The sequence below is a fragment of the Microvirga sp. 2TAF3 genome, assembly GCF_052114965.1.
Classification (GTDB): domain Bacteria; phylum Pseudomonadota; class Alphaproteobacteria; order Rhizobiales; family Beijerinckiaceae; genus Microvirga.
Genome location: NZ_JBFRFT010000003.1, coordinates 21,038 through 41,193, shown reverse-complemented (window position 1 = coordinate 41,193; position 20,156 = coordinate 21,038). Strand labels below are relative to the sequence as shown.

Annotated in this window: 17 protein-coding genes and 1 other RNA gene; 12 read left to right on the top strand and 6 right to left on the bottom strand. The window is 61.9% G+C overall.

Translation table 11 applies throughout. The features are described from left to right. The first annotated feature begins 180 nt into the window (after positions 1 to 180). The 7 genes from ettA to metH all read left to right on the top strand — a co-directional run bounded on the left by ettA (position 181) and on the right by metH (position 11,040). Positions 181 to 1,833 (top strand): energy-dependent translational throttle protein EttA, encoded by a 1,653-nt coding sequence (gene ettA, locus AB4Y97_RS04370; protein WP_441997793.1) that lies wholly within the window; start codon positions 181 to 183, stop codon positions 1,831 to 1,833. Between the two features lie 8 nt (positions 1,834 to 1,841). Then, positions 1,842 to 2,528 carry an SDR family oxidoreductase gene (locus tag AB4Y97_RS04365; protein WP_441997792.1) on the top strand — a complete coding sequence of 229 codons (687 nt, stop codon included), beginning with the start codon at positions 1,842 to 1,844 and terminating at the stop codon, positions 2,526 to 2,528. 101 nt (positions 2,529 to 2,629) lie between these two features. Continuing rightward, complete coding sequence (locus AB4Y97_RS04360) at positions 2,630 to 4,108, top strand: AMP nucleosidase (RefSeq protein ID WP_441997791.1); 1,479 nt, start codon at positions 2,630 to 2,632, stop codon at positions 4,106 to 4,108. Positions 4,109 to 4,118: 10 nt separating this feature from the next. After that, a complete protein-coding gene (locus AB4Y97_RS04355) occupies positions 4,119 to 4,991 on the top strand; it encodes a DMT family transporter (RefSeq protein ID WP_441997790.1) in 873 nt (290 codons plus the stop codon). Positions 4,992 to 5,267: 276 nt separating this feature from the next. Then, positions 5,268 to 6,281, top strand: a complete 1,014-nt coding sequence (locus tag AB4Y97_RS04350; protein WP_441997789.1) for an ArsR/SmtB family transcription factor — start codon at positions 5,268 to 5,270, stop codon at positions 6,279 to 6,281. Next, positions 6,281 to 7,186, top strand: a complete 906-nt coding sequence (gene metF / locus AB4Y97_RS04345; protein WP_441997788.1) for a methylenetetrahydrofolate reductase [NAD(P)H] — start codon at positions 6,281 to 6,283, stop codon at positions 7,184 to 7,186. Before AB4Y97_RS04350 ends, metF begins: the two co-directional genes overlap by 1 nt. A 98-nt stretch (positions 7,187 to 7,284) precedes the next feature. Next, positions 7,285 to 11,040 (top strand): methionine synthase, encoded by a 3,756-nt coding sequence (gene metH, locus AB4Y97_RS04340; protein WP_441997787.1) that lies wholly within the window; start codon positions 7,285 to 7,287, stop codon positions 11,038 to 11,040. Positions 11,041 to 11,207: 167 nt separating this feature from the next. Here the strand turns inward: metH and AB4Y97_RS04335 are convergent, their stop codons facing one another. From AB4Y97_RS04335 to AB4Y97_RS04310, 6 genes are all read right to left on the bottom strand, one after another. Then, on the bottom strand, positions 11,208 to 12,440 hold the full coding sequence (locus tag AB4Y97_RS04335) for an ABC transporter permease (protein ID WP_441997786.1): 1,233 nt from the start codon (positions 12,438 to 12,440) through the stop codon (positions 11,208 to 11,210). Beyond that, positions 12,437 to 13,153: an ABC transporter ATP-binding protein gene (locus AB4Y97_RS04330; protein WP_441997785.1), complete on the bottom strand. Its 717-nt coding sequence runs from the start codon at positions 13,151 to 13,153 to the stop codon at positions 12,437 to 12,439. The genes AB4Y97_RS04335 and AB4Y97_RS04330 overlap by 4 nt, the downstream gene beginning before the upstream one ends. Positions 13,154 to 13,163: 10 nt before the next feature. After that, complete coding sequence (locus AB4Y97_RS04325; protein ID WP_441997784.1) at positions 13,164 to 14,603, bottom strand: efflux RND transporter periplasmic adaptor subunit; 1,440 nt, start codon at positions 14,601 to 14,603, stop codon at positions 13,164 to 13,166. 79 nt (positions 14,604 to 14,682) lie between these two features. Then, positions 14,683 to 15,453, bottom strand: a complete 771-nt coding sequence (locus AB4Y97_RS04320) for an N-acetylmuramoyl-L-alanine amidase (protein ID WP_441997783.1) — start codon at positions 15,451 to 15,453, stop codon at positions 14,683 to 14,685. A gap of 4 nt (positions 15,454 to 15,457) precedes the next feature. Beyond that, the gene (locus tag AB4Y97_RS04315) at positions 15,458 to 16,183 is read right to left on the bottom strand and encodes a TerB family tellurite resistance protein (RefSeq protein WP_441997782.1); all 726 of its coding nucleotides are present in this window, start codon (positions 16,181 to 16,183) and stop codon (positions 15,458 to 15,460) included. 84 nt (positions 16,184 to 16,267) lie between these two features. Then, complete coding sequence (locus AB4Y97_RS04310; protein WP_227384516.1) at positions 16,268 to 16,546, bottom strand: hypothetical protein; 279 nt, start codon at positions 16,544 to 16,546, stop codon at positions 16,268 to 16,270. Between the two features lie 264 nt (positions 16,547 to 16,810). Here AB4Y97_RS04310 and AB4Y97_RS04305 point away from each other — a divergent pair, with 264 nt between their 5' ends. From AB4Y97_RS04305 to ftsL, 5 genes are all read left to right on the top strand, one after another. Then, positions 16,811 to 17,479: a transglycosylase SLT domain-containing protein gene (locus tag AB4Y97_RS04305; RefSeq protein WP_441997781.1), complete on the top strand. Its 669-nt coding sequence runs from the start codon at positions 16,811 to 16,813 to the stop codon at positions 17,477 to 17,479. A 45-nt stretch (positions 17,480 to 17,524) separates the two neighbouring features. Then, positions 17,525 to 17,904, top strand: an RNA gene (gene rnpB, locus AB4Y97_RS04300) — RNase P RNA component class A. A 312-nt stretch (positions 17,905 to 18,216) separates the two neighbouring features. Next, entirely contained in the window at positions 18,217 to 18,714 is a 498-nt protein-coding gene (gene mraZ, locus AB4Y97_RS04295; RefSeq protein ID WP_441997780.1) for a division/cell wall cluster transcriptional repressor MraZ, read from the top strand. Then, the gene (gene rsmH / locus AB4Y97_RS04290; protein ID WP_441997779.1) at positions 18,711 to 19,760 is read left to right on the top strand and encodes a 16S rRNA (cytosine(1402)-N(4))-methyltransferase RsmH; all 1,050 of its coding nucleotides are present in this window, start codon (positions 18,711 to 18,713) and stop codon (positions 19,758 to 19,760) included. The genes mraZ and rsmH overlap by 4 nt, the downstream gene beginning before the upstream one ends. Further along, on the top strand, positions 19,757 to 20,152 hold the full coding sequence (ftsL, locus tag AB4Y97_RS04285; protein ID WP_441997778.1) for a cell division protein FtsL: 396 nt from the start codon (positions 19,757 to 19,759) through the stop codon (positions 20,150 to 20,152). The genes rsmH and ftsL overlap by 4 nt, the downstream gene beginning before the upstream one ends. Positions 20,153 to 20,156: the final 4 nt, after the last annotated feature.

Genomic DNA, 20,156 nt, shown 5'->3' with positions numbered 1-20,156 from the left:
CACACGGCCTCCGCCTAAGAAGGCCGTCGATGACGCGGGAGGGGCAAGCCGCACGGGTTTCCGCTGCCGTCATGATCGCAAGAGAGCCCAGGCGTCACTCCCCGCCTTGCTCCGGCAGGCCGCCCCTGCTAACTGACGCCCAACTCCTTCAACGCGAACCTCTTCAGCAGGGCTTTTCCCGTGTCCCGTCAGTTCATTTACCACATGCGTGGCCTCACCAAGACCTACTCGAGCGGCAAGAAGGTCTTGGACAATGTTCATCTGTCCTTCTACCCCGATGCCAAGATCGGCGTGCTCGGCGTCAACGGCGCCGGTAAATCGACGCTTCTGCGCATCATGGCGGGCATCGACACGGATTACTCCGGCGAGGGCTGGGTGGCCGAGGGCGCGCGCGTCGGCTACCTGCCGCAGGAGCCACAGCTCGATCCGTCGAAGACCGTACGCGAGAACGTCATGGAAGGCGTCGCCGCCAAGAAGGCGATCCTCGACCGCTACAACGAACTCGCCATGAATTACTCGGACGAGACGGCGGACGAGATGACCCGCCTCCAGGACGAGATCGAGGCGAAAGGCCTGTGGGACCTGGATTCGCAGGTCGATCAGGCCATGGACGCCCTGCGCTGCCCGCCGGACGACTGGGCCGTGGACAAGCTCTCGGGCGGCGAACGCCGTCGCGTGGCGCTCTGCAAGCTGCTTCTGGAGCAGCCTGAACTGCTTCTTCTCGACGAGCCGACCAACCATCTCGACGCAGAGACGACCGGATGGCTCGAAGGTCACCTGCGCAGCTATCCCGGCGCGATCCTGATCGTGACCCACGACCGTTACTTCCTCGACAACGTGACGGGCTGGATTCTCGAACTCGACCGTGGCCGTGGCATTCCTTACGAGGGCAATTACTCCTCCTGGCTCGAACAGAAGCAGAAGCGTCTGGAGCAGGAGGGCCGTGAGGATGAGGCACATAAGCGCACCATCGAGCGCGAGCGCGAATGGGTCTCTGCCTCGCCGAAGGCCCGTCAGGCCAAGTCCAAGGCCCGTATCCAGCGGTATGAGGATCTCGTCGCGAAGGCTGCCGAGAAGGGGCCGACGACCGCGCAGATCATCATTCCTATTGCCGAACGCCTGGGCAACAACGTCATCGAGTTCGACGGCCTGAAAAAGGCCTTCGGCGACAAGCTGCTCATTGACGGCCTGTCCTTCAAGCTCCCGCCCGGTGGCATCGTCGGCATCATCGGCCCGAACGGCGCCGGTAAGACGACCCTGTTCCGCATGATCACGGGCCAGGAGCAGCCGGACGAGGGAGCGATTCAGATCGGCGAGAGCGTCAAGCTCGGCTATGTCGACCAGAGCCGCGACTCGCTCGACCCCAACAAGACCCTCTACGAGGAAATCTCCGGCGGTAACGAAATCCTTTATCTTGGCAAGCGTGAGATCAATGCTCGTGCCTATTGCGGAGCCTTCAACTTCAAGGGCGCGGATCAGCAGAAGAAGGTCGGCGTGCTCTCGGGCGGTGAGCGCAATCGCGTGCACCTCGCCAAGATCCTGAAGTCGGGCGCGAATGTGCTTCTCCTCGACGAGCCGACCAACGATCTCGACGTGGATACCCTTCGTGCGCTCGAAGAAGCGCTGGAGGATTATGCCGGTTGCGCCGTCATCATCAGCCACGATCGCTGGTTCCTCGACCGCATCGCTACCCACATCCTCGCCTTCGAGGGCGACAGCCACGTGGAATGGTTCGAAGGCAACTTCGCCGATTACGAAGAGGACAAGAAGCGCCGTCTCGGGGTGGATTCCACCATCCCGCATCGCATCAAGTACAAGAAGTTCTCGCGGTAATCGGCCTCATGGCAACTTACCTGATCACGGGCGTGGGACGCGGCATCGGGCAGGAACTTGCCCGCGTCCTGTTGAGCCGTGGGGATCGCGTGATCGGCACCCTTCGCGATCCCGGTCAGGGGCCTGCCGAATGGCGAACATACGAGGAGAGCGGCCGGCTTAGGCTGCTCAAGCTCGACGTGCTCGATGAAGCATCCATCGCCAATGCGGCAAGATCGGTCGACGAGCCTATCGACGTGCTGATCAATAATGCCGGCATCATCGGCCCCAAACGGCAATCGACGCTCGATATGGACTTCGACGGGTTTCTCGACACGCTGAAGGTCAATACACTGGGGCCGCTGCGGGTGATCCAGGCTTTCCTGCCGCAGCTTCGGCGCTCGAAACAAGCCAGGATCGTCACCATCAGCAGCCGCATGGGCTCCCTGTCTTACGCAAAGTCGGACCGGATCGCCTATCGGGCGTCCAAGGCCGCCGTGAACAAGGTGATGCAGGGCCTTGCGACTGACCTTGCGGAAGACGACATCGTCGCGGTCTCCGTTCATCCCGGTTGGGTGCGGACAGATATGGGAGGCTCCTCCGCCGATATCTCGGCCGACCAGAGCGCCGCGGGGCTTGTGGCGCTGGTCGATCGCCTGACGATGGACGACAGCGGCGGCTTCTTCGACTGGCAGGGCGAGAAGCTGGCCTTCTGACCGGCTTTCCTCCTTCAGGGTGGTTCTCATCAAGACAGTTGGGTTCCTGACTGAAACAGTGTATGACCTTTGAGGCACTAGACCTTGTGAGAGACGTCAAAGTGCCTGCTGATCAAATCCAGACCTTTCATTCCGTAGCCTCACCCGAAGAAGCCGTCGAAAAGCTCATCCGACTTTATGACGATGCCATTGAAGCGCAGCGCCACGCGCTGGAGCGTTTCTTTGCCCACAAGACTCCGCCGACTCCGAACGAGCGGGCGCGCTTTCGCTATCCGGAACTGCGCGTCGTCTACAAGGCGACCTCCCTGCCGCCGGTCAAGCAACGGGCCTATGCCAAATTGCAGGGGCCCGGTGTCTACGCGACGACCATCACGCAACCGGCCTTCTTCAAGAGCCACCTGCTGGAGCAGTTGAGATACCTCGTGCGCGATTACGGCGTGACCATCGAGGCGGGTGTCAGCGACCAGGAAATTCCCTATCCCTACATCTTCGAGCGTGGCGACGAACTCGGCCGGGGGGCACATTCCGCTGCCGAACTCGCCCAGTTTTTTCCGACGCCTCTCCTTGCCAAGGTCGGTGACGAAATCGCTGACGGGACCTGGGAGTTCAACGAGAACGAGCCGCGTCCGCTTTCGCTGTTCGATGCGGCACGCACGGATTATTCCCTGCGCCGCCTCGTCCATTACACCGGCAGCGATTGGCGCTCGGTTCAACCTTGGATCCTTCTAACCAATTATCATCGTTATGTGGATCAGTTCGTCCGTTGGGCCGTGAGCGAGCTTGCCAATCCCAAGAGCCCGTTCGAAAAGCTGATTTTACCTGGCGGTATCACCATCGAGAGCGGGCTCGAGGAGGATGCGGTTGCGGAGTTGATCGGCTCATCGCCCTGGCATCGCTTCCAGATGCCGGCCTATCACCTCATCCATCGCGACGGGCATGGGGTAACCCTCGTCAATATCGGCGTCGGCCCGTCGAATGCGAAGAATATCACGGACCATCTGGCCGTGCTGCGTCCCCATTGCTGGCTCATGGTGGGCCATTGCGGCGGCCTGCGCCAATCCCAGACCATCGGTGATTATGTGCTCGCGCATGGTTATCTTCGCCGCGACCGTATCCTCGACAATGCCGTGCCGCCCGAAATTCCGATCCCGGCCCTGGCGGAGGTTCAGGTGGCCCTGCAGGAGGCTGCCGCCCGGGTCACCGGTGAACGCGGCGAGGAGCTGAAGCGGCGCCTGCGCACGGGCACCGTCGTGACCTATGACGATCGCAACTGGGAGCTTCGCTGGAGCCTGGAGCGACGGCAGATCAACCTGTCGCGCGCCATTGCTGTCGATATGGAAAGCGGCACCATCGCCGCGCAGGGTTACCGCCTTCGCGTTCCTTACGGCACGCTGCTCTGCGTGTCGGACAAGCCGCTGCATGGCGAGATCAAGCTGCCGGGGGCCGCGAACGCCTTCTACGAGCGTGCCGTAGGCGAACACCTGATGATTGGCCTTGCGGCGCTCGATATTCTAAGAGATCAGCGTACTTCTCTCCATTCAAGGAAGTTGCGCAGCTTCGACGAGCCGCCCTTCCGCTAGAAGGGCCTTCATGTCTCGGGAAACATCTGGCCTGCTTCTGGGCTTCGTCGGCATGTGCATCTTTGCCGGGACTCTGCCCTTCACGCATCTCGCCGTCGAACATCTCAGCCCGCTTTTCGTCACGGCGGGACGCGCGGCGCTCGCGGGGCTTTTCGCGGGCGCGACATTGCTTGCCCTGCACAAGCCGTGGCCTAACCGGAAGCAGCTCGGCACGCTCGCTCTCGTCGCCTTATGTCTTGTCGGGGGCTTCCCGGGCTTCACCGGTCTTGCCATGCAGACCGTGCCTGCATCGCATGGCGGTGTGGTGCTGGGAATCCTGCCGCTGGTCACGTCCGTGATCAGCGCCCTGATCGCGGGCGAACGACCAAGTGGAGCCTTCTGGGTGGCGGCAGTTGCTGGCGCTGCCCTTGTCACGGGATTCGCCTTTCTCGAAGGCGATGGAGGTTTGAGACAGGGCGATATCTTCCTCCTGGGCGCGGTAGCGGCATCGGCGCTGGGCTATGTGCTCTCCGCCAAGCTGGTCCGTGCCGGCCTTGCCGGCTGGGAGGTCATTTCCTGGGTTCTCGTGGTGGCCTTGCCAGTAACGGTTCCCGTCGCCCTTTGGCTTATGCCGGATGCGCCGGCAACGGTCCCGGTCTGGAGCTGGATCGGGTTCGCCTACGTGACGTTCATGAGCCAGTATCTCGGTTTCTTCGCCTGGAATGCGGGCCTTGCCCTTGGCGGCATCGCGCATGTGAGCCAAGTCCAGTTATTGCAGACCTTTGTCACCTTGGTCATCGCGTCGGTTCTCAATCGCGAGCCGATCAGCATCGCGGCTTGGTTCATTTCGGGGGCTGTGCTTCTTTTGGTTCTCGCAGCAGGTCGCGCCAGGGTGAGGCGCTGAGGAGCGGGAGCCTTTCCGTTCCGCTCATTGCCTGGGAGATGAGGCCCAGAGCCGATCTGACCGTGGCGTCACTACCCCATCGCCTTGGCTGATCCCACTCGTCCCATAGCCGTTTCCGGAGCCAGAACTCCCGTCAGAACCGGAATTCTCCAGAGAGTTGGTGGGGAAGATGCCGCAGGCCCGCCCGCCAAGGACGGCACAAAATCTCGCTCATGCTCTTGTTGTTTTGTCAAAACGAATATAAACATATCTTTATATGTGAGATCGTAATTTGATATGGCCGAGAAAGCAGCTCCATCGTTGGATTTGACCCTCAGCATCCTCCGGGCGGCTGCCGAGGAAACGCGCCTGCGGATCCTTGCGCTGTTGATCGAAGGAGAGCTCTCGGTTTCCGATCTGACAGATATTCTGGGCCAGTCTCAGCCCCGCATTTCCAGGCATCTGAAGCTGTTGGTCGAAGCGGGGCTCGTGGAGCGGCACCGGGAAGGGGCCTGGGCTTTCTTCCGGCTGATGGATCACGGCGCGGCTTCGCCCATCCTGCGCCCGATGCTGGACAATCTCGACCGTTCCGATCCGCAATTGCTGGAGGATCGGACGCGTCTGGAGACCGTGCGCGCCCAGCGCTCTCAAGCCGCGCAGGCCTTCTTCTCGCGGCTCGCTCCGGAATGGGACCGCCTGCGCTCCCTTCACGCTCCCGAGGCGGTGGTCGAGGCCGCCGTCCTGGACGCTCTCGGGCCGAAACCGATCCGCGATCTCGTGGATCTCGGCACCGGCACCGGGCGAATGCTCCAGCTTCTCGCTCCGCGCGCCTCGAGGACGGTTGGACTCGACGCCAGCCATGCCATGCTCTCGGTCGCCCGTGCCAATCTGGAAAAGGCAGGGTTGCCGCGGATCGAGCTGCGGCAGGGCGACATTTATGCGCCGCCTTTCCCGCGCAACACCTTCGATCTCGTCGTGATCCATCAGGTATTGCATTATCTGGACGATCCTGCACGGGCGATCCGTGAGGCCGCTCGCCTCGTCGCCCCGGGCGGGCGCATCCTCGTGGTCGATTTCGCTCCGCACAATCTTGAATTCCTGCGCGAGGCTCAGGCCCATCGCCGGCTTGGATTCGCACCCGAACAGGTTGCCGGCTGGCTCGACGAGGCCGGGCTCGACTGCACTCTCAATCGGGAGATCGCCCCATCGAAGAAGGGCGATGAGCAACTGATCGTTTCCCTTTGGCTTGGCCAGGATCGGCGCGCCGCGACCGACTGGCCCTTGGCCGCATCCGACAGAGAGGTTGCCTGATGTCGCCCTTAGCGTTGCGCCCGAGCCGCCAGGCTTCTTTTCCGATCAAGGTTTCCTTCGAGTTCTTTCCGCCGAAGACGGCCGAAATGGAGGCGACTCTCTGGTCGTCCATTGAGCGGCTGGCTCCTCTCAATCCGCAATTCGTGTCCGTGACCTACGGCGCCGGCGGTTCCACCCGTGAACGCACGCACGCAACGGTTTCGCGTCTCGTGCGGGAGACTCATCTGAAGCCTGCCGCTCATCTCACCTGCGTGGCTGCAGCGAAAGATGAGGTAGACAATGTCGTGCATTCCTATTGGGAGGCTGGCGTTCGTCATGTGGTCGCGCTACGCGGCGATCCGGTCGGCGGGCTCGGCACGGCCTATGAACCGCATGCCGACGGTTACAAGAAAACCTGCGATCTCGTGGCAGGCATCAAGGCCATCGGCGATTTCGAGGTCTCCGTCTCCGCCTATCCCGAGAAGCATCCCGAGGCATCGTCGCTCGATGCGGATATCGATGTGCTCAAGGAAAAGGTCGATTGCGGTGCGGACCGCGCCATCACCCAGTTCTTCTTCGATAACGACCTTTACTTCCGCTATCTCGACCGTGTCCGCGCGCGTGGCATCGACATCCCCATCGTGCCGGGCATCGTGCCGGTGCAGAACTTCAAGCAGACGGCGAATTTTGCTGCCAAGACCGGCGCGAGCGTTCCAGATTGGCTGGCCGCCCGCTTCGAAGGGTTGGACACTGATGTGGAGACCCGCAAGCTGATCGCGGCCGCCGTCGCTGCCGAGCAGGTGATCGACCTCGTCGATCGCGGTGTCAGCGAATTCCACTTCTACACAATGAACCGCGCCGACCTTGTCTATGCGATCTGCCACTTGCTCGGGCTGCGTGAGCAAGCCGATAGGGTCGCCGCGTAAGTTCGGATCATGCCCGGCCTAGCCCGGGCATTTTGTATAGCTGCGCTGGACGGCGTGGATGGCCGAAAGAAAACCGGCCGAGACGAAAGAAAAAGAAGATGACGACGTTTCCTCCTTGTCTCGCCGATGGCGCCGAAGTTCTGAAGGCGCTTCGCGAAGCCGCGTCCAAGCGCATCCTCGTGCTCGACGGCGCGATGGGGACGGAGCTTCAGCGGTCGCGTTTCTCGGAAGAGGATTTTCGTGGGCAGCGCTTCAAGGATTGGAAACAGGACGTCAAGGGCAACAACGACCTCCTCATCCTTACCCAGCCCGACGCGGTGCGGAATGTCCATCTGGATTATTTCCGCGCCGGCGCCGACATCGTTGAGACCAACACCTTTTCCGGTACCTCCATCGCCCAGGCCGATTATGGCATGGAAGCCATCGTCTACGAGCTGAATTTCGAAGGTTCGCGCCTTGCTCGCGAGGCGGCATTGATCGCGGAGAAGGAAGACGGCCGACGCCGTTTCGTGGCGGGCGCCATCGGCCCGACGAACCGTACCCTCTCGATCTCGCCGGATGTGAACAACCCGGGTTATCGCGCAGTGTTGTTCGACGAGGTGCGCGATGCCTATGCCGAGCAGGTGAGGGGACTGATCGACGGCGGCTCGGAGATCATTCTCATCGAGACGATCTTCGATACCCTGAACGCCAAGGCCGCCATCGTCGCGACGCATCAGGTCTTCATCGAGAAGGGCGTGAAGCTGCCGGTCATGATTTCCGGCACGATCACGGACCTTTCAGGACGTACATTGTCTGGGCAGACGCCCACGGCCTTCTGGCATTCCGTGCGCCATGCGGAACCGTTTTCCATCGGCCTTAACTGCGCGCTCGGTGCGCGGGAGATGCGGGCGCATATCCAGGAAATCGGCAAGGTGGCCGATACCTTCGTCTGCGCCTATCCGAACGCGGGTCTGCCGAACGAGTTCGGCCTCTATGACGAGCGTCCTGAAGCGACGGCGAACATGCTCGCCGAGTTTGCTGATGCGGGCCTCGTCAACGTGGTCGGCGGCTGCTGCGGCACGACTCCGGACCACATTCGCGCCATCGCTGGAGCCGTTGCTGGAAAGGCTCCGCGCCAGCTGCCGGCGCTCAAGCCGATGATGCGGCTTTCTGGTCTCGAGCCGTTCGTCCTCACTTCCGACATTCCTTTCGTGAATGTGGGCGAGCGCACGAATGTCACGGGCTCCGCCAAATTCCGCAAGCTCATCACCAATAACGACTACGCGGCGGCTCTCGATGTGGCCCGTGATCAGGTGGCCAATGGCGCGCAGGTGATCGACGTCAATATGGACGAGGGACTTCTCGATTCCGAGAAGGCGATGGTCGAGTTCCTCAATCTCGTCGCTGCCGAGCCCGATATCGCGCGCGTGCCGGTGATGGTGGATTCCTCCAAGTTCCACGTCATCGAGGCCGGACTGAAATGCATTCAGGGCAAGGCCATCGTGAACTCGATCTCCATGAAGGAGGGCGTCGAATCCTTCATCGAACACGCGAAGATCTGTCGCTCCTATGGCGCCGCCGTCGTCGTGATGGCGTTCGACGAGAAGGGGCAGGCGGACACGCTGGAGCGCAAGGTCGAAATCTGTGCGCGGGCCTATAAAATCCTCACGGAAGAGATCGGATTCCCGCCGGAAGACATCATCTTCGATCCGAACGTTTTTGCCGTCGCCACCGGCATCGAGGAGCATAACGGATACGGCGTCGCTTTCATCGAGGCGACACGCATCATCCGCGAGACGCTGCCTTACGCGCATATCTCCGGCGGCGTGTCGAACCTGTCCTTCTCTTTCCGCGGCAACGAGCCCGTGCGCGAGGCCATGCACTCGGTCTTCCTGTTCCATGCGATCAGGGTCGGCATGGATATGGGTATCGTGAATGCGGGCCAGCTCGCGGTCTATGACGAGATCGATCCGGAATTGCGGGAACTCTGCGAGGACGTTGTTCTCAACCGCCGTCCCGATGCGACGGAGCGGCTGCTCGAAGCAGCACCGCGCTTCAAGGGCGATGGGGCAGGAGCCGTCAAGACCGCCGATCTCGAATGGCGCTCGTGGCCGGTCGCAAAGCGCCTGGAGCATGCGCTCGTCAACGGCATCACCGAGTTCATCGATCAGGATACCGAAGAGGCGCGCCTTGCCGCCGAGCGTCCCCTGCATGTGATCGAAGGTCCGTTGATGGCGGGCATGAACGTGGTCGGCGATCTGTTCGGCGCAGGTAAAATGTTCCTGCCGCAGGTGGTGAAATCCGCCCGCGTGATGAAGCAGGCTGTGGCCTATCTCATGCCCTTCATGGAGGCGGAAAAGGAAGGTTCGGGTGCGGCTGTGCGCTCCGCCGCCGGCAAGGTCCTGATGGCGACCGTGAAGGGCGATGTGCACGATATCGGCAAGAACATCGTCGGTGTGGTCCTGGCCTGCAACAACTACGAGGTCATCGATCTCGGCGTCATGGTTTCCGCGCAGAAGATTTTGGAGACTGCGCGTAAGGAGAACGTGGATATCGTCGGCCTCTCGGGTCTCATCACGCCGTCTCTCGACGAGATGGTCCATGTGGCGAGCGAGATGGAGCGCGAAGGTTTCGACATCCCGCTTCTGATCGGCGGCGCGACCACGAGCCGGGTCCACACGGCGGTGAAGATCCATCCGAATTACAGCAAGGGACAGACCGTCTATGTAACGGATGCGAGCCGCGCGGTCGGTGTCGTCTCTTCGCTGCTCTCGCCCGACATGAAGGGCAATTACGTCGAGACGATTCAGGCCGAGTACCGCAAAGTGGCGGAAGCTCATGTACGCTCCGAGGCCGACAAGCAGCGTTTGCCGCTGGAGAAGGCCCGGGCCAACAAGCCGAAAATCGACTGGGCGCCTTATCAGCCGCCGAAGCCGACCTTTACGGGCGCACGCGTGTTCCGCAGCTACGACGTGGCCGAGCTGGTGCCCTATATTGACTGGACGCCTTTCTTCCAGACCTGGGAGCTGAAGGGTCGCTTCCCAGCGATCCTTGAAGACGCAGAGCAGGGCGCGGCTGCACGTCAGCTCTGGGAGGATGCGCAGGCGATGCTGAAGCGCCTCGTGGACGAGCGTTGGTTCAATCCGAAAGCCGTGATCGGTTTCTGGCCTGCGAATACGGTCGGCGACGATATCCGCCTCTACACAGGCGAAAGCCGCAGCGAGGAGCTCGCGACCTTCCACGGCTTGCGTCAACAGCTTTCGAAGCGCGATGGCAAACCCAATCTATGTCTGTCCGACTTCGTTGCACCGGCTGAAAGCGGCAAAGCGGATTACGTCGGCGGCTTCGTTGTCACGTCCGGTATCGAAGAAGTTCGTATCGCGGAAAAATTCGAGCGCGCCAACGACGACTATCAGTCGATCCTGGTGAAGGCGCTCGCCGACCGCTTGGCGGAAGCCTTCGCCGAGCGCATGCATGAGCGCGTGCGCAAGGAGTTTTGGGCTTATGCGTCGGATGAGGCGCTCACGAATGAGGATTTGATCCGTGAGGAATATCAGGGCATCCGTCCGGCGCCAGGCTATCCCGCGCAGCCCGATCATACGGAGAAGGCGGCCCTGTTCAGCCTGCTCGACGCCGAACGCAAGATCGGCGTGACTCTGACGGAATCCTACGCCATGTGGCCGGGCTCGTCCGTATCGGGCCTCTACCTGTCGCATCCGGAGGCCTATTACTTCGGCGTCGCCAAGGTCGAGCGCGATCAGGTGGAGGATTACGCGGCACGCAAGGGCATGAGCATTCCGGAAGTGGAGCGCTGGCTCTCTCCGATCCTCAACTACGATCCGAGCCATTATACGGTGATGGCGGCGGAGTAGGGTGGTGCCGTCATTCCGGGGCCGCGCAGCGGAGCTCGAAACCCGTAGCCGCTAACGGGTACGAGTAGGGTGAAACGACACCCGCTGCTTCTTATTCTGTAAGGTAAGTGCTTATGGGTTCCGGGCTACGCCTATGGCGTCCCCGGAATGACGGATAATACGTCGTGCTATTCCCGTCGCAACGCCTCGATCGGATCGAGCTTTGCCGCGCGCTGTGCCGGATAGAAGCCGAAGAAGATGCCGACGAGAGCGGAGAAGCCGACCGCGATCACGATGGCGTTCGTCGAGACCAGCGAAGGCCACCCGGCCAGGCGGGCGACGAAATAGGCCGCGCCTGCACCGAGCCCGATGCCGAGGATGCCGCCGATGGTGGACAGGGTCGTGGCTTCGATCAGGAACTGGCTGAGAATATCACGCGGGCGCGCGCCGACCGCCAGTCGCAGGCCGATCTCTCTGGTCCGCTCCGTCACGGAGACCAGCATGATGTTCATGATGCCGATGCCGCCGACGAGGAGCGAGACGGCAGCCACCGCCGCAAGCAGCATGGAGAGAGTGTTGGCGGAGGCTGATGCCGTGTTGGCGATCTCGGTCAGGTTGCGGATCGAGAAGTCGTCTTCCTGATCGCCGATGATGCGGTGCCGCTGCTTGAGGAGATGCGTCATAAGTTCGATGCCCGGCTCGATGTCCTCCTCATTGGCGAACTTCACGAAGACTGAACCGACCGATCTGTCCTTGGCATAATTGCGCCCGATCACGCGGCGGCGCCCGGCATCGAGAGGAACGAAGATCACATCATCCTGGTCCTGCCCGAAGGCGGATTGACCCTTGGCCGCCATGATGCCGATTACTCGGAAAGGCACGTTGCGCACACGGACGGTCCTGTCGATGGGATCTTCCTCGCCGAACAGATTGCGCGCCACCGTCTGGCCGAGAATGACGACGATGTCACCGCGGCGAATTTCCTCGGAGTCAAAGCTGCGCCCCTGGGCAACGCCCCATTCACGGGCTTCGAACCAATCATTGTCGATGCCGTAGATGCGCGTGCCCCAGTTGTTTCCGCCGGCGACGACCTGTGTCGCGCCTTGCACGAAGGGAGCCGCCGCAACGACACCGTCGATTTCTTTCCGGATAGCTTCCGCATCCTCATCCGTGAGAGACGAGGCGGCACCCGCTCCAAGGCGCGCTCCGCCCTGGGTAACGTTGCCGGGCGTGACGATGGCGAGGTTAGCGCCGAGCGACCTGATCTGCTGATCCACCAGGTTGCGTGCGCCAGAGCCGATGGCGACCATGGCGATCACAGCGGCGACGCCGATCACGATGCCGAGCATGGTGAGCAGGCTGCGCAGAGCATTGGCGGCAATCGCCGAAAATGCGGAGCGGATGGCTTCGATCAATCTCATGCCGCTTCATCCTCCAGGCGCGCGTCGAGAGGCGTCTGGCGACAATCCTCGATCACGCGTCCGTCCTTGAACCGCACGAGGCGGCGGGCATGACGCCCTACATCCGCATCGTGAGTGACGAGGATGATGGTGACGCCCTCGCGGTTCAACTCCTGGAACAGCGCCAGGATTTCCTTGGCCGTGCGGCTGTCGAGGGCGCCGGTCGGCTCGTCGGCGAGAAGCAGGCTCGGGTTGTTCACGAGTGCCCGTGCGATGGCGACGCGCTGCTGCTGGCCACCGGACAGCTGCATCGGACGATGATGCGAGCGGTCGGCAAGGCCGACACGGCCAAGGGCATTCAGGGCGCGCTCGTGACGGGACCTGCGCTCCGTGCCGGCATAGATCATCGGCAGTTCCACATTGCCGATGGCGTCGACGCGCGGCAGCAGATTGAATTGCTGGAAGACGAAACCGATCTCGCGGTTGCGCAGGCGCGCAAGCCCGTTCGCATCGAGGGTCTCGACTGCCGTGCCCGCCAGTCGGTAATGGCCGTCGGTAGGCTTATCCAAGCACCCGATGAGATTCATGAAAGTGGATTTGCCCGAACCCGAGGGGCCCATCACGGCGACGAAATCGCCTTGCTCGACATCGAGATCCACATGATCGAGCGCGACCACGCGCCCCGCATCGAGATCGTAGACTCGTCTCAGGCCGCGTGTTTCGATGAGCGCCACCGGTCTTTCCTCAGAACATGCGCGGGGCGCGAGGACGCGGCGTGGAGCGACCGGGATCCGTATCCGTCGCCGAGCCTCCGCGTGCACCGCTTCCGGTGATAATCGCAGTCCCTTCCTTCAGCTCGCCCCGGAGCACTTCCGTGTAATTGCCATCCGTCACGCCGAGCCGAACCGGAACGAGTTCCGGATTCCCATCAGCGCCGAGGCGATAGACACGTCCTTCGCTCCCTTCGTCTCCGGTTGGACGCGCGTCCCTTCTCCGACCTGAGGCTTTGGCGTTCTGGGCATCGGGCGCAGGAAGCTTCACGGCGGATGCGACGGTCCCTGCCGGCCGGAAACGCAGAGCCGCGTTCGGAACGCGCAATGCATCGTCGCGCTCGTCCGTGACGATCTGGAGATTGGCCGTCATGCCGGGCAGGAGCGCCAGATCCCGGTTCTTGACGCCGATCACGGCCGTATAAGTCACCACGTTCTGAACGGTCTGTGCACCGAGACGGACGAGGCGCACCGTGCCGTTGAAGGTACGGTTCGGATAGGCATTCACGGTGAAGCTCACCGGCTGCTCGGGCTTGAGGCGGCCCACATCGGCCTCGTCGATATTGGCGTAGATATCGATTTCCCGCAGGTCCTGCGCGATGGTGAACAGCGTCGGCGTCGAGAGGGAGGCCGCAACCGTCTGGCCAAGCTCGATATCGCGCTTGACCACGACGCCGTCGACCGGTGAGCGGATATCCGTGCGGTCGAGATCTATCTCGATATCCCTCAGCTTCGCTTGGCGCTGAAGGATCAGGGCCTCGGCGGATTTCACGCCAGCTTCCGCAAGAGCGATATCGGCTCTCAAACCCGTGGCTTCCGCCTTGTTGGAAGCCATCTGGGCCTGTGCCGAAACCAGAGCCGCTTTCTGAATGTCGAGCTGGGTCTTGGCCTGGTCCAGCGCGTTTTGCGTGCCGACAGCCCGGGTTGTGAGTTCGACCTGCCGCTCGAAATTGCGCTGCGCTTCGGCAAGCTGCGCCTGGGCGCGGTCACGCTGCGCGGCAAGATCCGCCGCAACGGCCTCGGAACGCTGCAGCATGGACTGCGCCTTGTCGATCTGGGCGCTTTTGGTATCCCGGTCGGCCTTCGCCTGGGCAAGGTCCGCAAGGGCGGCGTCACGGCGGGATTTGATCTGCTCGGAATAGAGACGGGCCACGACCTGTCCCTCCTTTACCGGCGTGTTGTAGTCGGCGAGAATTTCAACGACCTGTCCGGAGAGCTGGGAGCCGACGAGAACCGTTGTGACGGGGTTGAGCGTGCCCGTGGCGCGCACACTCGCCGTGATTGGGCCGCGCTCGACGGCAGCAAGCCTGTAGGCCGCATCGGATGCGTTGCCGCCCGCGGGACGCCACAGGAAGAAGCCGACCGTTCCCGCAACCGCCAGAATGCCAACCAACCAGAACCAGACCCGACGCACGCCGATGTTTCCTTACGCGATGATGTTCATGCACCGGGATTGTGACGGAATTCTCGCCCGGTTTCGAGTTAACTCTTTGTCATGCGGCGCTTTGTGGCCGGCGGGCGATGAGGTCTCTGAGAGTGGTGATGGTCGAGGCATCGGCCACCCCGTCGACCCGTTCCGGTCGGAAATGGCGCTGGAAGGCCGTAACCACCTTCTCCGTATCCTTGTCGAAGACGCCGGTGATCTTCTGGCTGTAGCCATACATGGCCAGCATGGCCTGCAGCGCCTCGATCGGCATGCCCTCGTCACCGCGCGAGAAGAAACGCCCGTCCCGGATCGGGGCCGGAGGCACCCAATGGCCGATCCCGGTCTCGTGCAGGCGCTGCCAGGGAAATGCTTCGCCGGGATCGAGCTTGCGTCCGGGGGCGACGTCGGAATGGCCGAGCACCCGCGTGGCGGGAATTTTCCAGCGGGCAACGATATCGCCCGCCAGGGCCGTCACGCTGTCGATCTGCGCATCCGGAAAGGGCGGCAGCCCACCCGGATGTCCGGGATTGGCGATCTCGATACCGATCGAGGAGGAGTTGATGTCCGTCTCTCCATCCCAGGACGAGACGCCCGCATGCCAAGCGCGACGCGTCTCCGGCACCATCTGAATGACGCGCCCGTCCTCGAACACGAAATAATGGGCCGAGACCTGAGAGATGGGATTGCAGAGCCATTGCAGCGCTTCGCCTGCATCCGGCATGCCGGTGTAGTGCAGGATCAGCATGTTGGGACGCTGGCCGCCTTTCCTTTCCCCGTGGTTGGGCGAAGGGAAAACCTTCGCGGCAGCGGAGCTTTCCGGAGAAAGGGAAGCACTCATTCGATCACCTGAGATTTCGCTCGGCCGCGATGCGCTCCCAAGCAGCATTGATGACGGCCAGCCGTTCCGTCGCAATCTTCACCGCTTCCGGCGGCAGGCCGCGCGCGATCTCCCGGTCCGGATGGTTCTCCGCCACGAGCTTTCGATAATGACGCTTCACCTCGTCATCGCTCATGTCGCGATCGGCCTTGAGGATCAGATAAGGATCGTCGGCCTGCTTCACATGGCGCGCGGCGATGCGCTCGAAATCCACCGGGGCGAAGGCGAAGATCGTGGCCACATCCCGCAGATAGGCGAATTCGGCCTCGTGAACGGCGCCATCCGCCTTGGCGATATGAAACAAGCCGTCGAGTACGTCTTCCAGCAGAGCCGGTTCGTCCTTGAAGGCATCGCCGATCTGGTGGGCATAGGCCTCGAAGCCGTCAGAGGTCTGCATGGCGAGGGCGAACAGGCGTTTGACGCGATCATGCTCGCTGGTGGGGACTTCGATGATTTGCTCGAACGCCTTGACCTCGCGGTCCACAACGACGCCGTCGGCCTTTGCCATCTTGGCTGCAAGCGCAACCAGGCCCATGGTGAAGATGACATCGCGAGGCGGGCGTCCGAAGATCGCACCTTCACGATCGATCAGCACATGGCCGGCGACGCCGCCAAGCAGCGCGCCAATCGGCCCCCCGAGCGCGAGCCCGATGCCTGCGCCACCCAATTTGCCCCAAATCGACTGAATCATCGTGACTGAGTGGTATGCGCAAGTCCTAGCAAAAGAAAAGGGGCCGGAACGGTCCCGGCCCCTAAAATTCGAATGAAGGCGCGATTAGCGGCAGTAGATGTTGCCGTAAACGTCCTGATAGGTGCCGTATGGGCATGCGGGACGGGCGGGAGCCGTTCCGGCGCCGACAATCGCGCCGCCGGCCGCACCGATCGCGGCACCGGCAAGGGCGCCGCCTGCACGGCCCGTTGCAGCGCCACCGATGGCCGCACCCGCGAGACCGCCAATAGCCGCACCGCCGACTGCACGCTCGCCAGGAGTGTTGCAGGCTGCCATCGAGAGGGTGAGGGCGCCAGCTGCGATGGCTGTGATGATCTTTTTCATGGAAGCTTCCCTGTCTTTGCGGGCTGTGGACCGCCCAGCCCTACTTAGCTTGACCTTACGCTGACGCCAACTCTCGGCATGCCAAACGGTTCCTCCTGGCAAGAATTATCTGTAGAAAATTCTTCAGTATATTGCGCAGGCTAATTTTGGATGATTCTTCAGCAAGTTTGTCTTTGAGTATTGTGTAGTCTAAGCAGTTTTTGAATATCGTTGCGTCTTGCCGCGCCACATCTTTGCCCTATTTCGCGCCCACCGAGCGCTTGATTGTATGCAATTGCCTATTGGAGATTTTATATGACTTTGCAGCATTTCCTTAGAACGGTGGTGATTGCGATTCTTGGTGCTACTGCACTTGCCCTTGCGTCACAGGCTAAGGCGGAAGGAGGCGAGGGGCCTAGCGTCGTTTCGCCGGAAAAGTATGCTGTGGAGGAAGATGCTGCGATGCCGACCGCGGAAAACGCGGCTAAAGCCGCAACGGCCGACGACGAAAAACCTGTAGCAACGGCGTCCATTCCAGCCGGCACCGGGATGAAATCGAAAATTGCCGACGATGTCCGTGCGAATGCGCTCAAGCCACTCATCGTGCGCTATGCATCTGAGCATAATCTGCCCTTCGAGCTGGCGGATGCCATCGTTCGTCTCGAGAGCCGTTACAATGCCGGCGCGCGCAATGGTCCGAATGTAGGGCTGACGCAGATCAATTTCCGGACGGCGCAGTCCCTCGGATATCAGGGTGGCGCTGCCGGTCTCCTGGATGCGGAGACAAACCTGCGCTATGGCCTGAAATATCTCGCACAGGCCTACACTCTTGCTGGCGGAGATACGTGCGGCACGATCCTGCGCTACCAGTTCGGCCATCGCACACAGACGATGAACCGGGCATCGCGCACTTATTGCGCCAAAGTGAAGACACTCACGGCAAAAACCGAATGAGAGCGCCCTTGACGAAGCACAGCCTTGTGCCCCACATCGACCTTGTCAGCCGGCCGGGCGGCCGCTTCGAGTTTTCTCGAGGAGGAAAGTCCGGGCTCCATGGAAGCACGGTGCCGGATAACGTCCGGCGGGGGCAACCCTAGGGAAAGTGCCACAGAAAGCAGACCGCCTCGCTTCGCGAGGTAAGGGTGAAAGGGTGCGGTAAGAGCGCACCGCGGACGCAGTAATGCGGACGGCACGGTAAACCCCACCAGGAGCAAAACCGAATAGGGACGACAGGCGTTCGCGCCAGGCCGGTTTCCAGGCTCGTCGTCCGGGTTGGTTGCTTGAGGCGGTCAGCAATGGCCGCCCCAGAGGAATGGCCGCCACGTCCAAGGCTTGCGCCTTGGGCCCTACAGAACCCGGCTTACAGGCCGGCTGACAACCTTTTCCACAGGGCAAATTTTTCGAAAAGAAGGGCCAAACCGTTGGCCTGCTTACGATTCATTAACCCTAAACGATTCTGATGTCGGTTGTCTGCCGAGAAGTCTTCAAACCAGTTCCATTTCGTTGACGCCCATAACCTCCCATGTTATCCCAAATCATCCCGTCGACGATGTCTTCCGAAGGGAAGGTCAGCCCCACGAAAGGTTCTGATCGTACCACTCGGAAAGAGGCGTCATCATCGGCGTCGGGAGGCGGTGGATCTCGTCGATTCGCCGGGGGGCTGACAATCAGGAGTGCGCGAGTCGCGGCCCATGAACCGCTTCGTGTCCAATTTCACCAACAAGTTGGATTCGAAGGGGCGGGTCTCGATCCCGGCATCCTTCCGGGCTGTGTTGGCCAGGGATGGATTCGAGGGACTCTACGTTCACCCGGCGCTCGACGCGTCGGCGCTGGATGCGGGTGGCAATGTGCTTTTGAACGAGATCGATGCGTTTTTGTCGACGCTGTCGCCTTATTCGGACGAACGGGATCAGCTGTCGACGGCGTTGTTCGGAACCAGCGAAATCTTGAAAGTCGATCCGGAGGGGCGTGTCATCCTGACGGATTCAGTGAAAGTACATGCCGGGATCACGGACACGGTGACGTTCGTCGGACTCGGTCACAAGTTCCAGATTTGGGAGCCCGAGCGCTTCCGTGCGCACTTGGAGGAGGCGCGCACGAAGGTGCGAGACCTGAAAAAGGTTTTAGGAGCCCGGGTTATGGAGCAGCGTTCGGTGCAGGATATCTCACCAGGAGTACGGGAGCGATGATGGGACGCGGCGACGGCCCAGGAGCCGGAGCCGCTGGCGGACCGACCCGTCACGTTCCCGTGCTCCTGGAAGAGGTCTGCACAGCGCTTGACGTCAAGCGCGGCGGCGTTTTCATGGACGGCACATTTGGCGCAGGCGGCTACACGCGCGCCATTCTTGATGCCAATCCCCGCAACACGGTTATTGCCATCGACCGCGATCCCGATGCGATCGCCGGAGGAGCTGCGCTTGCTTCGCGGGTGAAGCGCCGGTTGTCGCTCGTGCCGGGACGGTTCGGCAACCTTGACGGGATCGCGCATGCACAGGGCATGGATGGCGTCGATGGCGTTGTGCTCGATATCGGCGTGTCGTCGATGCAGCTCGACGAGGCCGAGCGAGGTTTCTCGTTTCGCAGCGATGGTCCTCTCGACATGCGCATGGAGCGCGACGGGCCGAGCGCCGCCGATCTGGTGAACGAAGCCTCCGAAGCCGAACTGGCGGACATCTTCTATCATTATGGCGAGGAGCGCCGTGCACGCGCCGTGGCGCGCGCTATTATCGAGGCGCGTCGCAGGCAGCCTTTCGAGACGACGCGGCAGCTCGCGGAGCTTGTTGCTTCGCTCATTCGGCAGGAACCGGGCGGCATCCATCCGGCGACACGAGTCTTCCAGGGCCTTCGGATCGCGGTGAACGACGAGCTCGGTGAGCTCGTTCGCGCGCTGCATGCGGCGGAGCGCATCCTGAAGCCCGGTGGGCGTCTTGTCGTCGTCACCTTCCATTCACTGGAAGATCGCATCGTGAAGCAGTTCTTCGCCGCGCGCACGGGGCGCACCCCGAGCGGATCGCGGCACATGCCGAGCGCCGCAATGGCAGAACCGACATTCGAGGCGGTCACACGCGGTCCGGTCGGCCCGAGTGATCAGGAAATCGCGCGCAATCCGCGCGCTCGTTCGGCGAAGCTCCGTGCCGGTGCGCGAACCGACGTGCCTGCCCAGGAACCCTTGAGCGCCATCACAATGCTGGCGGAACTGCCGCAGACAGCCGAGAAACGGGGAGGGCGCCGGTGATCCGACTGCTCCACATCATCGCCATCTCCGCGCTGATTGCATCGGCCGGCTACGCCTATTCGGTGAAGTACGAGACGCTATATTATCTTGAGCAGGTGGCGAAGTTGAAATCGAAAGTGCAGCGGGAGCGCGATGCCATCGCGGTGCTGCAGGCCGAGTGGCAGTATCTCGACCGCCCGGATCGTCTTCAGGCTGCCGCCGATCAGCATCTCGATCTCCAGCCCATGAAGATCCAGCAGCTCGCCCGCTTGTCCGATTTGCCGAATCGTCCCGCCCGCGAGGATGAAATCGGTCGCAAGCTCGAGGCGCTCGGCCTGCTGGGGCCGACATCGACCCCGAAAGACAAGAACGGCGAAGCCCGCACTTCGACAACGCAAACTCCGAGACGGTAGCGCC

What these genes read in the sequence shown, in the direction of transcription:
- AB4Y97_RS04310 (WP_227384516.1), bottom strand. Translation starts at nt 16,546, where the DNA reads ATGAAAAAGATCATCACAGCCATCGCAGCTGGCGCCCTCACCCTCTCG.
- rsmH (WP_441997779.1), top strand. Translation starts at nt 18,711, where the DNA reads ATGATGGGACGCGGCGACGGCCCAGGAGCCGGAGCCGCTGGCGGACCG.
- mraZ (WP_441997780.1), top strand. Translation starts at nt 18,217, where the DNA reads ATGAACCGCTTCGTGTCCAATTTCACCAACAAGTTGGATTCGAAGGGG.
- metF (WP_441997788.1), top strand. Translation starts at nt 6,281, where the DNA reads ATGTCGCCCTTAGCGTTGCGCCCGAGCCGCCAGGCTTCTTTTCCGATC.
- metH (WP_441997787.1), top strand. Translation starts at nt 7,285, where the DNA reads ATGACGACGTTTCCTCCTTGTCTCGCCGATGGCGCCGAAGTTCTGAAG.
- AB4Y97_RS04350 (WP_441997789.1), top strand. Translation starts at nt 5,268, where the DNA reads ATGGCCGAGAAAGCAGCTCCATCGTTGGATTTGACCCTCAGCATCCTC.
- AB4Y97_RS04335 (WP_441997786.1), bottom strand. Translation starts at nt 12,440, where the DNA reads ATGAGATTGATCGAAGCCATCCGCTCCGCATTTTCGGCGATTGCCGCC.
- AB4Y97_RS04365 (WP_441997792.1), top strand. Translation starts at nt 1,842, where the DNA reads ATGGCAACTTACCTGATCACGGGCGTGGGACGCGGCATCGGGCAGGAA.
- AB4Y97_RS04355 (WP_441997790.1), top strand. Translation starts at nt 4,119, where the DNA reads ATGTCTCGGGAAACATCTGGCCTGCTTCTGGGCTTCGTCGGCATGTGC.
- AB4Y97_RS04315 (WP_441997782.1), bottom strand. Translation starts at nt 16,183, where the DNA reads ATGATTCAGTCGATTTGGGGCAAATTGGGTGGCGCAGGCATCGGGCTC.
- AB4Y97_RS04320 (WP_441997783.1), bottom strand. Translation starts at nt 15,453, where the DNA reads ATGAGTGCTTCCCTTTCTCCGGAAAGCTCCGCTGCCGCGAAGGTTTTC.